The following is a 15,015-nucleotide window of genomic DNA, read 5'->3' as shown; positions in this document are numbered from 1 at the left end:
TAGTTACATGCCGGATCACGATTATTTTCACGTTTCGCGCCGCAAAGCGGCTTGCGCGGCCAGTGTGCCGTAGACATCGCAATATTTTTAATGGTATTGTCTACTCTTGGCAAATATTGCCTCCGAGATACACGCCGCGTTCCCGCGCAGGTCTGTCCCGGATTTGCGCGCAGCGCCCTCGATGGCGCCCCAAAACTGCTTCCCATTACAATCCCATGCTCAAAAAAATGTTCGCCGCGGTGCTGATGACGCTTTCGACAGCGGCCATCGCCGTGCCCTTCGGTTCCCAGTCGATCCTGGTGGTCGAAGATGGCACAGGCAAAGTCTTGCTTGAAAAAAATTCCAACGTGGTGGTGCCCATCGCCTCGCTGACCAAGCTCATGACGGCCATGGTCGTGCTCGACTCCAAGGCCAATATGCAGGAAGAGATCAGCATCGATCGCGAAGATGTCGACACCTTGAAACACAGCACTTCGCGCGTGCCCGTGGGTGCCACCCTGAGCCGCCACGACGTGCTGCAGCTGGCGCTGATGTCGTCCGACAACCGCGCCGCCGCCTCGCTGGCGCGCACCTTCCCCGGCGGCCCGACGGCGTTTGCCGTGGCCGTCAACGCCAAGATCAAGGCCCTGGGCATGCGCCAGACCGTCATCGAAGAGCCGACGGGTTTGTCGCCGAACAACCAGTCGACGGCAGCGGACCTGGTCAAGATGGCCGTGGCCGCCTCACGCTACCCGGAAATCAGCCGCATCACCACCGATTCGAAGGACGTGATCCAGATCAAGGGACGCGACGTGGAATACCACAACACGAACCGCCTGGTGGGCGCCAAGGGCTGGGATATCGGCCTGTCGAAAACGGGCTACACGAATGAAGCGGGCCGCTGCCTGATCATGCGCATCAAGTCGGCCGGCAAGTTTGCCACCATGATCTTGCTCAACGCGCGCGCCAATTCCGTGCGCGCCATGGACGCCGTCAACATCCGCCGCATGCTGGCGGCCGAGAACGGCATCGAAGAGCCGAAAGTGATGCGCGCTTCCGTCAGCCGCCACAAGAAGGCGCCGGCAAAACCGAGCAAGCGCCGCCGCGCAAAGTAACTATTTCGCTTGCCGGTTGGTCATCACCACGCCGGCAATCGTCACCGCGCCGCCCACCAGCATCGAGGCCAGCACCGGCTCGCCCAAGAGCCCCGCCGCCAGCACGATACCGAACACGGGCACGAGGTTGTTGAACACGGCCGTGCGCGACGGCCCCAGCGCTTTCACGCCCTCGTAATACCAGACAAAGCCGATCACCGTGCCGAACACGCCCAGATAGGCGATGGCGGCCCACACTTGCCAGCCGAAGCTGTGCCACGGCACGCTCGGGAATTCCACCACTGCCCCCACCAGCAGGAAAGCCAGGCCCCACATCGACGCATACGTGGTGGCGGCAATCGGGCTCAGGCCCTTCAGCGCCACCCGGCCGATCAGGGTATAGGCGGCCCAGCTGGAAATACCGCAAAACATGAACACTTCGCCCATGCCGATGCCGCCGCCCGTACCGTGCAGCACGCCGGCGAGGTCGCCGCGCGTGATGACGATGGCCGTGCCGCAAAATGCCAGCATGATGCCCAGCCATTTGAAGGAACCGAGGCGTTCGCGAAACAGCATGGCCGAGGCGAGCGCCGTGACGATGGGGTTCAAGGCCACGAACAGGGCCGTGCGCCCCGCCGGCATGCGCGACAGGGCCGCCAGGAAACACAGGTTGTAGAGAAAAATGCCCGTCAGGCCCAGCGCCGCCGTCGTCGCCAGCTGCTTGCGGTCCAGACGTGGCAAGCCCCCTTCCAGTTTCCACGCCAGCACGACGAGCAGCAGCACGGCCACGCCGAAGCGCCCGCTGGCGGCCGTCATGGGCGGCATCTGCTGCGCCAGCACGCGCCCGGCGATAAAAGTGCCGCCCCAGAACAGGGCGACGAAAATCAGTTTGATATAGACGAGCGGCGATTGCACGGAGGGCAAGGCGGCTGAGGGTACGGCGGAAGTACGCATGGAAAGTCCTATGATGTCGCTTGTACAGCGGACGCTGCACGTGCGGTATACTTATATATTAATACTAATATCAGCTCATGAAATAATGAGTAAATACTCATAACACAAAGAAACCACACCATGACCTTCACGCAACTGGAAATTTTTACCCTGGTGGCCGAACTGCACGGCTTTTCCGCCGCCGCCGCGCAGCTGGGCATCAGCCAGTCGGCCGTCTCGCACGCCTTGAAGGCATTGGAAAAGGAGATGGGCGTGGACCTGATAGTACGCCACCAGGCCTCGGCCGAGCTGACGGACGTGGGCCGCCAGCTGCTGGTGCGCGCGCGTGAAATCCTCGGCTTGTCGGAAGCCATGCGCCAGGAAGCGGCCGATGTGCTGGGCCAGCGCCAGGGCAGCTTGCGCATCGGTTCCTTCGGCCCCACCTCGTCGTTAAACCTGCTGCCGGCCATCACGGCGCAGTTCCGCCTGCGCTATCCGGGCATAGCCCTGCGCATCGACGAAGGCGCCGATCACGAGGTGGTGCAATGGATACGCGAACGCCGCGTGGATGTGGGTTTCGTCGTGCTGCCCGACGAGCGCTTCGACACGGCGCCGCTGGTGGAAGACCAGATGATGGCGCTGGTGCCGCGCAGCCATCCGCTGTCCAGCGAAAGCACCATCACCCTGGCCCAATTGTGCGAAGGGCCATTCATCATGTCCGAGGCAGGCTGCGCCTGCCTGATCGAACCGCTGTTCGCCAACGCGGGCTTGCAGCCAAATGTTCCTTACCGCATCAGCCAGGTGATCACCATCCTCGACATGGTCAGCCGCGGCGACGGCCTGTCCATCGTGGCTGAACTGGCCCTGCCGCAGCGCCTGCGCGAGCAGTATCCGGACTTGCTGGCCCTGCCCTTGAACCCGCCCGTCAGCCGCAAGGTGGGCCTGGCCGTGCGCGACAGGCGCCAGAACACGCCAGCCACCGATGCCTTCTTCGAGGTGGCCCGGCAGATGGCACCAACCCTGGCGCCCCGGCGCGCTTAAACGCTGACTTAAACGGACGTAAACTGCCTTAAAACGTTTCCCACTCCTCGCTGCGCTCGGGCTTGGCGACAGCCCTCGCTGCGGGGCGGCTGGCGATGCGCGGCGCGATGGGTGCGCGCACCACGGGCCTGGCTGGCTGCGCCACGGCAACCTGTGCTTCATCGAGCTTGAACACGCCCACCACCTGCGACAGGGTGCTGGCCTGATCCTGCAGGCTTTCCGCGGCGGCCGCCGCCTCTTCCACCAGGGCCGCATTTTGCTGCGTCACCTGGTCCATTTGCGCAATCGCCTGGTTCACCTGTTCGATGCCCGAACTTTGTTCGACGCTGGCGGCCGTGATTTCCCCCATGATGTCGGTCACACGGCGCACGCTGTCGACGATTTCCTGCATCGTCGCGCCAGCCTCGTCGACCAGGCGCGCGCCGGAATCGACCTTGTCCACCGAATCGTCGATCAGCAGCTTGATTTCCTTGGCCGCCTGGCTGGAGCGCTGCGCCAGGCTGCGCACCTCCGTCGCCACCACGGCAAAGCCCCGTCCCTGCTCGCCTGCGCGCGCCGCTTCCACTGCCGCGTTCAAGGCCAGGATATTCGTCTGGAAGGCGATGCCGTCGATGACGCTGATGATGTCGACGATCTTCTTCGACGAATCGTTGATCGACGCCATGGTATCGACCACCTGCGCCACCACTTGCCCGCCCTTGCTGGCCACGCCGGACGCCGATTGCGCCATCTGGTTAGCCTGGCGCGCATTGTCGGCATTTTGCTTGACGGTGCTGGTCAGCTCCTCCATCGAGGCGGCCGTTTCTTCCAGCGAGCTCGCTTGCTGTTCCGTGCGCGACGACAGGTCCTGGTTGCCGGCGGCGATTTCCATCGACGAGACCTTCACCGATTCGCTGGCCGTGCGGATTTTCACCAGCACGGCGGCGATCTTGTCGATGAAGCGGTTGAAGGCGCCGGCAATCTGCGCCAGCTCATCCACGCCGGAAGCGTCGAGGCGGCGCGTCAGGTCGCCTTCGCCGGAGGCGATATCGTCGAGCGCGTCGCGCACCAATTCCAGGCGCTTGAGCATTTTGAACACCAGCAGCGACAAGAGCAGCGCCGCCAGTCCGGTCAGCAGCGCCGCTGTGACGGTGGCCGCCGTCAGCATCGTCTGCAAGGCTTGCATGGCTTCCTGCTGATCCAGTACCACGGCCAGCAGCCAGTCGGTGCCCGCCACGCGTGTGACATACAATTTGCCATCGCGGTCGTTCAGGCGCACGGCATCGCTCGTGCGCGTGTTTTCCAGCCGGTTGACCTGCGCGGCCGACAGCGTGGCATCGAGTTTCGCCACCGGCTGCAGGCTCAGGTCCTTGTTGGCATGAGCGATGATGGTGCCGCTCTGGTCGACCAGGAAGGCAAAACTGTGCGGTGTTGGCTTGATCGCCACCACGTTGGCGATCACCGTGTCGAGCAACACGTCCGCGCCCGCCACGCCCACCAGTGCCCCTTTCGAGCCGACGGGCGCCGTGAACGACACCACCAGCTTGTGGCTGGCCGCGTCCACATACGGCGGCGTGAGCATCGGCACGCCTGCCTTGACGGTGTCCGTGTACCAGGCGCGCGCGGTGGGATCGAAATCGGCCGGACGGCCCGGATGGGTAAACACGGAGCGCTTGTCCGCATAGCCGATGAACACTTCCGCAAAATCGCCGGCCTTTTCCGCGATCTGGAAGGCGCGCATCGGATCAGGAGTCTCGGCCGACATGACGACGGATGCCATGACCTTTTTCTTGCCATCGACCCATTGGGCCAGCACGGCCGACTGGCTTTGAAGCAACTGCTGCATCTGCTGGTCGGACGACGCCAGCATGCTGTTGCGCGTGGTGAGGTAATTGGCGAGCGACAAGGCCAGCATGGACAGCACGACGATGGCCACACAGATGAGCACCAACCGCGTGCGTAGGGAAGACAACATGATGGACTCCTGGTTTTTGAGTTTGATGGTATGACACAGCGCTTTCGCCCGTCACCCCGTTTTTGTATTTTCACACAAAAATCGGAACATTATTATTCAATATTCGGAATAATAAACGTTTATTACATCAAAGCAACACCATCAATCATTAATGCTCTACCATGATTGCCTCATAATCAATTTTTCCAAGGAGCTTCCATGCGTTTGCACCACGTCTTCCTGGCCTGCGCCAGCTTCGCCGCCGCCAGCGCCATCGCCTCGCCACAAGCGCCCGTGCAGGGCGCCGATTATCTGGTGCTGGCCACGCCGCAGCCCGTGCAGGCGGCGCCGGGCAAGGTGGAAGTGATCGAATTTTTCATGTACCACTGCCCCGCCTGCAACGCGCTGGAGCCGGGCCTGGCGCGCTGGGTCAGGGAGAATGCCGCCAGCGTGTCGTTCCGCCGCATCCATTTACCGCACACGCCGGAAAATGATCCGGAAGCGCATCTGTTCCTGACCCTGGAAGCGCTGAAGAAGGAAGAGGCGCTGCACGCGCAAGTCATGCACACCTGGCATGTGGAGCGCAAGCGCCTGGCCAGCGACAGGGACAACCTCGATTGGGCGCTGAAAAATGGCCTCGACAAAGCCGCCTTCGAAGGCGCCTACCAGTCGTTTGGCGTGCAGACCAAGCTGAAAAACCTGCCCCGCCTGGCCGCCGGCTACCAGGTCGACAGCACGCCCACCCTGATCGTGGGCGGGCGCTACCTGACCAATCCATCGATGGTCGCCGGCGCCAACACGGGCTTGCCGCGCCAGGGCGTGGAGCAAGCGACCCTGCAAGTGGTGCAGGCGCTGGTGGCGAAGGCGAAGCTGGCGAAGTAAATCAGCCGATCAAGCCCCGCAGCCCGCTGGCGCGCTGCGTGCGGCGCAAGATCGCGTCGAAGAGCACGGCCTGCGTGGGCGAGACAAGGGTAAAGAAGTCGCGCGCACGCGTGATGCCCGTGTAGACCAGTTCGCGCGCCAGCATGGCGCCGCCTTCCTGCGGCAGCACCAGGACCGTGTGGCGAAACTCCGAGCCCTGCGATTTATGCACCGTCATGGCGAACGCCGTTTCCACATGGCGCAAGCGCGTGGCCAGCACGCTGCGCACATTCTCGCCTTCCAAAAAATACACGCGCAGGGAACCGGGTCGCGCAGGGTCGCGCAAGGTCAGGCCGATGTCGCCGTTGAACACGCCCGTGCCATAGTCGTTGCGCGTGACCATCACGGGGCGGCCCACATACCACTCGCTGCGGCGGATCAGACCTTCCTTTTCCAGGCGCAGCTCGATGGCCGTGTTCAAGCCCGCCACGCCCCACTCGCCTTCGCGCACGGCGCACAGGATGCGGAACGCTTCAAAAGCGTGCAGCACGGCGCGCACCCAGTCGTCATGCTGCGCGTACGCCGCTTCACCGGCATTCACCAGTGCCAGGTAAGGCTGGTAGCCACCCGGCGCGTCGACTCTGCCGCGCAAGGCCAGGCGCAGCACATCCTCCTGCTGCGCCGGCACCGTCCACGCCAGCTGGCCGCCGCTGTCGCCAGCGAAGCAGGCCTTGGCGAGATCGGGCCTGCCGCCATTCACGGCCAGCGCCAGTTCGCCAATCGGGCCGCTGAAACGGTGGCTGTGGCGCAGCATCACCGTCTGCTGCGCCAGCGCGCCCGCCGCTCCCGCGAAGGCGGGCGGAATGGCGACGCCGCTGGCCGCCTGCGCATACGCGATGGTAGACGGCGTGTAACCGCCCGCCTGCGCATCGTGGCACAAGTCGCCCAGCACGGCGCCCGCTTCCACCGATGCCAGCTGGTCCTTGTCGCCCAGCAGTATCAAGATGGCCTTCGGCGGCAAGGCATCGAGCACCGAGGCCATCATTTCCAGGTGCACCATCGACGCTTCATCGACGATCAGCACATCGACGTCGAGCGGATTGCCCGCGTGGTGGGCAAAGGCGCGCGTATCGGGCCGCGCGCCCAGCAAACTATGCAGGGTACGCGCCGCGCCCATGCGCCGCGCCAGTTCCAGCAAGGGCAGCGCATCGCCCGCCTTCGCCGCCAGCCCTTCGAGGGCCTTGTCGATCGACTGTTTCAACCGCGCCGCCGCCTTGCCCGTGGGTGCGGCCAGCGCGATGCGCAGCTGCTCCGGCTGCGGCGAAACGGCAAACAGCAAGGTCAACAGGCTCGCCACCGTATAGGTTTTGCCCGTTCCGGGGCCACCCGTGATGATGGCCACCTTGCCGCGCAGGGCGATGGCGCACGCCACCTTTTGCCAGTCCGGGCCACCATCCTGCGTCGGCTGGTCGAACAGGATATCGAGCCATTGGCGCACCTGCGCCAGCGGCGGATTGCCCAAATCCTGCGCGCGCACGGCGATTTTCTCGCCCACCAGGGTCTCGTCGCGCCAGTAGCGGCGCAGGTACAGGCGGTCGCCGTCGAGCACCAGCGGCTGGCGCACATCTGGCGCACCCACTTGCCACACCTGCGGCGCGCCGGCCAGCAGCGCACGCCAGCCCTCAAGCGATGCGGGCAGCGGGCCGGAAACGGCCAGCACGCCATGCCACAGCTCCTCGCTCCAACCCAGCAGTTGCGACGGTTCGCCGGCCAGGTCAGACAGCATCAAACAGCTGTGCCCCCGCCCTTCCAGCTCGGACAGCACCACGCAGGCCACGGCCACGGCGGGTGCATCCGATGCATGGTCGTCCAGGCTGGCGATAAAGCGCGCGAAGGCGGCGCTCAGGCGGCGCAGATGACCCGCCCCGGCGATGCCGTCGACATGGCTGAACAAGGCATTCATTTGCAAGGCATCCATCTGCTCATTATGCTGCATGGTGTTCCGTTTCTTCTAACAGTTGATCGAGGCCGTCCAGCAGTTCCAGCTGCGGCGCCAGCCAGTAGCAGCCATGCGTATCCGCATTCGCGATGCCGCGCAAGAACAGGAAGATCGCGCCGCCCAGGTGCTCGGCAGGATCGTAGGCATCACCGAGCCGGCTTTTCAGCAGCCGGTGCAGGGCCAGCATATAGATGGCGCCCTGGATATCGTAGCGGTGCTGCGCCATGCCGGACGCCAGCGCTTGCGTGTGGTAGGCGGCATCGTTGGCGCCCAGCGCATTCGACTTGTAGTCGAGCACCCAGTAGCGCCCATCGCGTTCGATGACCAGGTCGGCAAAGCCTTTCAACATGCCGTTCAGCTGGCGCCGAGGCAGCACGGGGCGCGGCGCGCCATCGAGCAGCAAACGCGTGCACAACTGGTCGAGCGCGCCGGTGGACAAATGCTCGCTGGGGAACCAGAACTCCATCTCGGACAGTGTGCTATCGAGCTGCGACAGCGACGCGTCGAGCAGGGGCAGCGGCGTGATGGCGATTTCCCGGAGCCAGGCGATGGCATCTTCCTGGCGGTGTCCCCAGCCCGCCCGCTCGCATCGCGCGGCCAGGCGCGTATTGAAATTGTCGTCGTGGACGCTATCAAAGCCTTCGCCGCCCATCCATTCCAGCTGCTCGTGCAGGAAATTGCCGGGTACGGAACCGCGCGGGAAGCGGTGCCACGGGGCGTCGCCCGCCTGCAGCGGCGATACGGCCGCCACGCTGGCGCCGTCTTCCAGCAAGGTCTCTTCCAATGCCCGCTGCGGCACGTGGGGGGCAGCCACGGCGCCGATCTGGCGCGTCAGCGACGTAAAGCTGCCCACCGACCAGTCGCGCTCGAATTCGCCCGCGAACACGGGCGCGGGCCGCAACTCGGGGCGCCGCTCGACGCGGTCCAGCACCGTGCAGGCATCGGGCTGCGCCAGCGAAGTGACATAAATGGCGTCGCAATCGCCCGCCACCTGCTGCCAGCGCAGCAGCAGTTGCCCGGACGGCAGCTTGTCGCCCCCCGTCAGCAGGTAGCCAAGCGCCGATTCGTGCAAGGTATTCTCGCCAGCCTTGCGCGCCGCCTGGGCGGCCACGCCCAGCCACAGGAAATGGCGCGCGCGCGTCAGGGCCACGTACAGCAGGCGCAGGTCTTCCTCGATGCGCGCCTCTTCGACCGCTGCCATCGCCTCGTCGGACAGCGACAGGTCGAGGCGGCGCTCGCCGTCTTCGCCCGCATACTCGAAGAAGCTGCGGTTGCGCTTATCCACCTTGCGCGCCGTGACGGCGAACGGCAAATAGACCAGCGGGTATTCGAGGCCCTTGGATTTGTGCACGGTGATGACCTTCACCAGCTCAGCATCGCTTTCCAGGCGCAGCACGCGCTCGTCGCCGCCCTCGCCTTCGCCGGCAATCTGCTCGGCAAGCCAGCGTATCAGCGCCTGTTCGCCATCGAGCTGGCGGCTGGCCGATTGCAGCAGTTCGGCCAGGTGCAGCAGATTCGTCAAGCGCCGCTCGCCGCCCGTCTGCTGCAGCAGCATGGCGGGCAGCTGCAGTTCGTGGATGAAGCGGCGCAGCATGGCCAGCACGCCCTGGCGCTGCCAGATCAGGTGCAAGGCCTTCAGTTGCTCGACCCGGCGCTCCCATTCCAGTTCGTCGCTGGACAGGCGCGCCAGCTCTCCCAGCGACAGGCCGATGGTGCGCGTGGCAAACGCGGCGCGCGCCAGCGCCCCGTCGAGGGGATTGGCCAGCGCCGCCAGCCAGCGCAGCACGTCTTGCGCCTCCTCGCTGTCGACGACGGAATCCTTGTCGGAAAGGTAGACGCTGGCGACCCGGCGGCGCGCCAGCGCGCGGCGGATGGCCGCCGCTTCCTTGCGGTCGCGCACGAGAACGGCGACATCGGCCGGCTGCAGCCGCACGAAGCCGTCAGGGCCGGCGAAACCGGCTTGCGCATCGGCCAGCATGGCGACGATGTGCTCCGCGCAATGCTGTGCGAAATACTCGCGGTAGCTCTCGCCGCGCAGCCCTTCATCACTGGCGCAGGCCGCCAGCAGCGCAGGCAGCGGGCCGCCGGTGTTCACCAGGTGCTCGGCGCGCCCCTTGGCATCGACGGCTTCGAACGGCAGCGGATTGTCGCCATTTCTACGATAGCGAAAAGCGCCGGCCGGCACTTCGGCGCGCTCGGCATGCAGGAATAGCTGGTTGACAGCCGCCACCAGGGGCGCCGTCGATCGATAGTTGGTGCCCAGCTGGTAGTGGCGCCCGGCGGTGGCGCGCCGCGCCGCCAGGTAGCTCTGGATATCGGCGCCACGAAAGCCGTAGATCGACTGTTTCGGGTCGCCGATCAGGAACAGCCCCAGGGCCGGATCGTTGTCGGCGATGCGGTACAGCAGGTTAAAAATCTGGTACTGCGCCGGCGCCGTGTCCTGGAATTCATCGACCATCGCCAGCGGATACTGGTCGACGATGCGCTGGCGCAGGGCCGCGCCATTCTCGCCAGCGAGCGCGTCATGCAGGCGCTGCAGCATGTCGGCAAAGCCGAACTGGCGTGACTGGCGCTTCAATTGGTCCATGCGCCGCGCGATGGCCGCCGCCGCATGCAGGTGCAGTTTGTGCGCCAGCGGCGTCAAAGCCGCCAGGGCGATCCCCAGCGCCTCGGTATGTTCGAAGCACTCCGGCACTTGCGCCGTGAAACTCTTGGCAAACGCATCCTCGATGCCGAAGGGCGTCAAGCGCTCCCACGCCTTGGCCGTGATGGCCGGCTGCAGCAACAGGGGATCTTGCGCCCAGCGCCGCAAGCCGTCGAACCACTTCGCCAGGTTGTCCGGCTTCATCTTGACGCCGTTAAAACACTTGGGATTGGCGGCGCGCTGGTCGTTGATCCACGCGGCCATCCGGTCCACGCGCTCGATCCAGCCAGCCTTCAGGGTGGCCAGCTGCGCGGCCAGCGCACGCTGTTCGCGCATGATCAGTGCCGATACCGGTTCTTCGTCCGCCATACCCATGATATCCGCGCGGCGCGCCAGATCGCGCGCGCCTTTCTTCAGCGCCCCCACGTCGGGCCAGCAGGCCAGCAGCACGTCGAGCGCCTGCGGCGGCAAGGGATAGACTTGCTGGCGCCAGTAATCATGGGCCGCATCCTCGAACAGGGCTTGCTCATCGCTCACCAGTTCTTCGTCGAACAGGCTGCCGCTGTCGAACGCATGCTCGCGCAGCATGCGCTGGCACCACGCGTCGATGGTGAAAATGGCCGCTTCATCCATCGTCTCGGCGGCCAGCATCAGCCGGTGCGCGGCCTTTTGCCGCTCGCTCTCGTCCGGATACGACTCGAGCAAGGCATCGAGAAAGGGATCGCTGCCGCCGGACTCGTGACGGAACTCATTGCGAAAATAAGCGGCCGCCTCGATCAGGCGCTCGCGCACGCGGTTCGACAATTCGCGCGTGGCGGCGCGGGTAAACGTCATCACGAGGATATCGGCCGGCAGCAGCGGACGGGTAAAGCGGCTGTCGTCGTCGCCATGGCCCAGAACGAGGCGCACGTACAGCGCAGCGATGGTCCAGGTTTTACCGGTGCCGGCCGAGGCTTCTATCAGGCGTGAGCCGTGCAGCGGGAATGCCAGGGGGTTGAGCAAATGGCTCGTCATTGTTCTTCTCCGGCGCCGTCATAGGGCGCGCTGATCGGGTCCATTGTGATCGGGTCAATCGTAATATGTTGCTGCAGCCAGTCGGCCAGCGGGCCGTACAGCTCGCGCGTGCAGTCTTCCCATGCCTCCTCGGCGGCCAGCGCGGAAAACTCGGGCCACAGGCGCGCCAGGCACAGTTCATCGCGCTCGCCCGACATGTCAAAGCCGCCGTCGTACACGGCGCGCGGGTCGCCCTGCTGCACCAGCGCCAGGCCCGTTTTGCATGCCGTGGGCAAGGGATGGTTCATGCCTTCGCGCCATAGCGCCAGCAAAGTGGCCAGGGCTTCGCGCGACGTGGCCGGATCGAGCGGCGCCATGCTGACGATGGCGTCGCGCGCCACCAGGTAGCCGGTGACGGGAAAGCCGAGGGCGGCGGCGGCCAGCTGGCGCAGCCACATGAGCATCAGCTTGTCGCCGCGCGCCTGGCCGCCCTTGTCCGTCACCTTAGAGGAAATCTGCATCAGCCAGGCCGTTTCCTGCCCGTTGCTGCACAATTTATCGAGCCAGTCGTCGATCTGCAGCTCGCCAAACGGCAGGTTGATGGCGCGCTTGTCGGCCGCCAGCGGGAACGAGGCGCGCAAGGACAGCCACGCGCTGCGCACGGGCACCAGCGCCTCGACCAATTGCGCCTGTACTTGCTGGCCGATCAGGCCGATGGGCAGCACCCCTTCGCGCGCCAGTTTCCCTGCGCGCGCTTCCAGGCTCGCGCGCACGTCATCGAGCGCTTCGACGGCGCCGCCGTCGTCCAGCATGGTGTCTTCCAGCAGATAGCGCTCGAGCGCATTCAGGCCAAACGGCTCTTCATCCTCGCCCAGCATGGCCGCGTCGGCAAAGTGCACACTCAAGCGGCGGCGGAAAAAATATTTGACGGGCTGGCGCAGGAAGCTGGCCAGCTCGCCCAGTTTCAAGCGCGTGCCGGGATCGAGCTCGTAAGGCCCCAGCGGCAGCACGGCGGCCTGTGCATCCGCATCGACCGTATCGGCATCGGCATGGGCCACGCGCCATTCGCGCGCATACGTGAGCAGGCCGTCCGCCTCGAAGTAGCGGCGGCTGAATGGCTGCAGCGCATGCTCGGTGGTGAGCGACGCCAGGTGCCGGTCCAGCGACCAGCCGGCGGCCAGGTAATCGCGCAGCTGCGACACCAGCACGGACGGCGGCTGCTCGGAATTGTCGCGCACATTTCGCCCCACCCAGCTTAGGTACAGTTTGTCGCGCGCGGCCAGCAAGGCTTCCAGCATCAGGTAGCGGTCATCGTCGCGGCGCGAGCGGTCGCCCGGGCGGGCCATACCGGGCAGCGCCAGCAAGTCGAAATCCGCCTTTTGGGCACGGCGCGGAAAGTCGCCATCGTTCATGCCCAGCAGGCACACGACGCGGAACGGCACGGCGCGCATCGGCATCAGGGTACAGAAGGTCACCCCGCCGGAGACAAACTGGTGGTTCAGGGTCGGCTCGTCCAGCGCGCCCAGCCACGCCACGCGCAGCACGGACAGCGGCACCTGCTCGACAAAGCCCGCATGCTCGCAGGTTTCCAGCCAGCCCTGCAAGGCGCCTTCCAGCTGCGCCAGGGTCAAACGGTCGCCTTCGTCGTCGGCATCGAAAAAAGCGGCCAGCAGCGCGCGCGCCTGCACGCCCCACTCGGCTGGCGTGCAGGCGCTGGCCAGCACGGTGCGCCAGTGCAGCAGCGCCTCGACCAGCTGCGCCAGCGATCCGGCCAGCGCCGCATCGAGACCGCCCACCTCCGCATACGGTTCGATGCCGCCAAAGCTGGCGCCACTGCCGCTGGCATAGCCGAGCAGCATGCGCCGCACGCCGAAGATCCACGCATTTTGTTCTCCGGCCGCGCCCAGACCGAGGCCGGCGCGGTGCGCCTGATCCAGGCCCCAGCGCACGCCCGCCCCTTCGATCCAGGCGCCCAGGGTGGCCAGGTCGTCCGGCTGCAGGCCGAAACGGGCCGCCAGCGCGGGCACGTCGAGCAGGTCGCGCACCTCGCTCTGGCGGCAGCGCTGCTGCGGCAGTTGCAACAGCCACTCGAGCGCGACGAGCAGCGGGTTGACGCTGCGGTCCTTCACGTCGCCGATCTCGAACGGGATGAAACGCTCGTCATTGCGCCGGTATTGGCCAAAGACGGCGTGGATGGCGGCCGTGAAGGTATCGATATCGGGCACCATTACCACCACGTCGCGCGGACGCAAGCCCGTCTCGGCGCTGTGCGCAAACATGGCCAGCAGCTGGTCGTGCAGCACTTCCACTTCGCGCTGCACGCTGTGCGCCACGTGAAATTCGATTGAGCGGTCGCCGGCGTCGGGCGGCGTTTGCTCGTGCTCGGCCAGCGGGCGCAGTTCGCGGATGGCCACCTGCACCTGCTGCAGCAGAGTCTCGCCCGTTTCCTCGCCAAACAGGTCGATGCGCAGGCTGTCGTCGCGCCCCTCGGCTTGCGCATGTTCGTCGAATTCGTCGAGCATGCGGATGAAATCGCGCCCTTGCCTGCCCCAGCTGGCCAGCAACGGATGGCTGTGCGCATGCAGCGCTTCGAGCGGAATTTGCGCCAGATCGGTGCCGTTGCGCTGCCGCTGGCGCTTGTTTTCCGCGCGCAGCAAGTCGCGCCCGTCGATGATGTCGCCCCAGTAGAACTGGCACGGGTTGGGCACGGCCAGCACCACCTGCGTGTGGCGCGCCAGCGCGGCCAGCGCCTGCAAGGTCTGGTACGGCAAGGCCGACACGCCAAACAGCACCACCCGGCGCGGCAGCTTGCCGGCAGGCGGCTCGCCGGCGGCGATCGCCGCCAGGAAGGCGTCGTGGATATCGGCGCGGCCCGTGTCGCGCTCGAAGGCCTCGACGTCAGCCGACACGGCACGCCACAACTGCGCCTGCCAGCGCTGATCTTCCTTCAATGGGATAAATTCGCCGCGCGCCGTGCGCAACTGGTCGCGTCCGGCGGCCCAATCGGCCAGCCAGTCGGCGCGGTACACCTGGTACTGGTCGAACAAGTCGGCCAGGCGCTCGGCCAGCTGCAGCCGGCGTTCGCAATCGCCATCGGCAAGGAAGTAGCGCAACGGCGCAAACACCGGGTCGGCCAGCAGGGAGGGCAACAGGCGCATCAAACGCCAGGTCAGCGGGGATTTATCGAATGGCGACACGCGCGGGACGCGCTCGCGCCCCAACATGCCACGGTAGCTTTCCCACAGCAAGCGCGCCGGCAGCGCGATGCGCGTGGCGGCGCAGACTCCCATCTCCTCCGCCAGGGCGATCTTCAGCCACTCGGCCACGCCGTTCGACTGCACCAGGAAGATATCCGTTTCCAGGGGCGCCAGCGGATGCTGGCGCAGCCACTGGAAGACGGCGGCGCGCAGCTGTTCCAGCTGGTTGCCATGCAGGATGAGGAGGCCGGGTGTGACGGGAGTATGCATGCTGATCCGATGGGTTGCCGCGTCTCCGGCCGGGTGGCCAGAAACGTCAAAGGCATATTATCGCCGCTGCC

8 protein-coding genes are annotated in these 15,015 nt (G+C 65.7%); 3 read left to right on the top strand and 5 right to left on the bottom strand.

Features of this window, described 5'->3' with window-relative positions; translation table 11 throughout:
• Positions 1-215 precede the first annotated feature (215 nt).
• Entirely contained in the window at positions 216-1,094 is an 879-nt protein-coding gene (locus CLU92_RS03790) for a serine hydrolase (protein WP_035826880.1), read from the top strand.
• Here the strand turns inward: CLU92_RS03790 and CLU92_RS03785 are convergent, their stop codons facing one another.
• Positions 1,095-2,027, bottom strand: coding sequence for a DMT family transporter (locus CLU92_RS03785; protein ID WP_101480791.1), 933 nt, complete (start codon positions 2,025-2,027; stop codon positions 1,095-1,097). It lies immediately after the preceding gene.
• A gap of 120 nt (positions 2,028-2,147) precedes the next feature.
• Between CLU92_RS03785 and CLU92_RS03780 the strand changes: the two genes are divergently transcribed.
• Entirely contained in the window at positions 2,148-3,047 is a 900-nt protein-coding gene (locus CLU92_RS03780; protein WP_101480790.1) for a LysR family transcriptional regulator, read from the top strand.
• A 28-nt stretch (positions 3,048-3,075) separates the two neighbouring features.
• Here the strand turns inward: CLU92_RS03780 and CLU92_RS03775 are convergent, their stop codons facing one another.
• Positions 3,076-5,001: a methyl-accepting chemotaxis protein gene (locus tag CLU92_RS03775; RefSeq protein WP_101480789.1), complete on the bottom strand. Its 1,926-nt coding sequence runs from the start codon at positions 4,999-5,001 to the stop codon at positions 3,076-3,078.
• Between the two features lie 198 nt (positions 5,002-5,199).
• On the opposite strand from CLU92_RS03775, the gene CLU92_RS03770 reads away from it, so the two are divergent.
• A complete protein-coding gene (locus CLU92_RS03770) occupies positions 5,200-5,862 on the top strand; it encodes a thiol:disulfide interchange protein DsbA/DsbL (protein ID WP_101480788.1) in 663 nt (220 codons plus the stop codon).
• 1 nt (position 5,863) lies between these two features.
• Here CLU92_RS03770 and recD read toward each other — a convergent pair whose 3' ends face one another.
• Genes recD through recC form a run of 3 tightly spaced genes read right to left on the bottom strand, consistent with a single transcriptional unit; the run spans position 5,864 to position 14,944 of the window.
• Positions 5,864-7,837, bottom strand: coding sequence for an exodeoxyribonuclease V subunit alpha (gene recD / locus CLU92_RS03765; protein WP_257560964.1), 1,974 nt, complete (start codon positions 7,835-7,837; stop codon positions 5,864-5,866).
• The gene (recB, locus tag CLU92_RS03760) at positions 7,827-11,498 is read right to left on the bottom strand and encodes an exodeoxyribonuclease V subunit beta (RefSeq protein WP_101480787.1); all 3,672 of its coding nucleotides are present in this window, start codon (positions 11,496-11,498) and stop codon (positions 7,827-7,829) included. The genes recD and recB overlap by 11 nt, the downstream gene beginning before the upstream one ends.
• Positions 11,495-14,944: an exodeoxyribonuclease V subunit gamma gene (gene recC / locus CLU92_RS03755; RefSeq protein WP_101480786.1), complete on the bottom strand. Its 3,450-nt coding sequence runs from the start codon at positions 14,942-14,944 to the stop codon at positions 11,495-11,497. The genes recB and recC overlap by 4 nt, the downstream gene beginning before the upstream one ends.
• Between the last annotated feature and the right edge of the window lie 71 nt (positions 14,945-15,015).

Origin of the sequence: Janthinobacterium sp. 61, from assembly GCF_002846335.1 — a bacterium.
Classification (GTDB): domain Bacteria; phylum Pseudomonadota; class Gammaproteobacteria; order Burkholderiales; family Burkholderiaceae_D; genus Janthinobacterium.
This window is presented reverse-complemented; position numbering and strand designations above follow the sequence as displayed.

What these genes read in the sequence shown, in the direction of transcription:
- CLU92_RS03790 (WP_035826880.1), top strand. Translation starts at nt 216, where the DNA reads ATGCTCAAAAAAATGTTCGCCGCGGTGCTGATGACGCTTTCGACAGCG.
- CLU92_RS03785 (WP_101480791.1), bottom strand. Translation starts at nt 2,027, where the DNA reads ATGCGTACTTCCGCCGTACCCTCAGCCGCCTTGCCCTCCGTGCAATCG.
- CLU92_RS03780 (WP_101480790.1), top strand. Translation starts at nt 2,148, where the DNA reads ATGACCTTCACGCAACTGGAAATTTTTACCCTGGTGGCCGAACTGCAC.
- CLU92_RS03775 (WP_101480789.1), bottom strand. Translation starts at nt 5,001, where the DNA reads ATGTTGTCTTCCCTACGCACGCGGTTGGTGCTCATCTGTGTGGCCATC.
- CLU92_RS03770 (WP_101480788.1), top strand. Translation starts at nt 5,200, where the DNA reads ATGCGTTTGCACCACGTCTTCCTGGCCTGCGCCAGCTTCGCCGCCGCC.
- recD (WP_257560964.1), bottom strand. Translation starts at nt 7,837, where the DNA reads ATGCAGCATAATGAGCAGATGGATGCCTTGCAAATGAATGCCTTGTTC.
- recB (WP_101480787.1), bottom strand. Translation starts at nt 11,498, where the DNA reads ATGACGAGCCATTTGCTCAACCCCCTGGCATTCCCGCTGCACGGCTCA.
- recC (WP_101480786.1), bottom strand. Translation starts at nt 14,944, where the DNA reads ATGCATACTCCCGTCACACCCGGCCTCCTCATCCTGCATGGCAACCAG.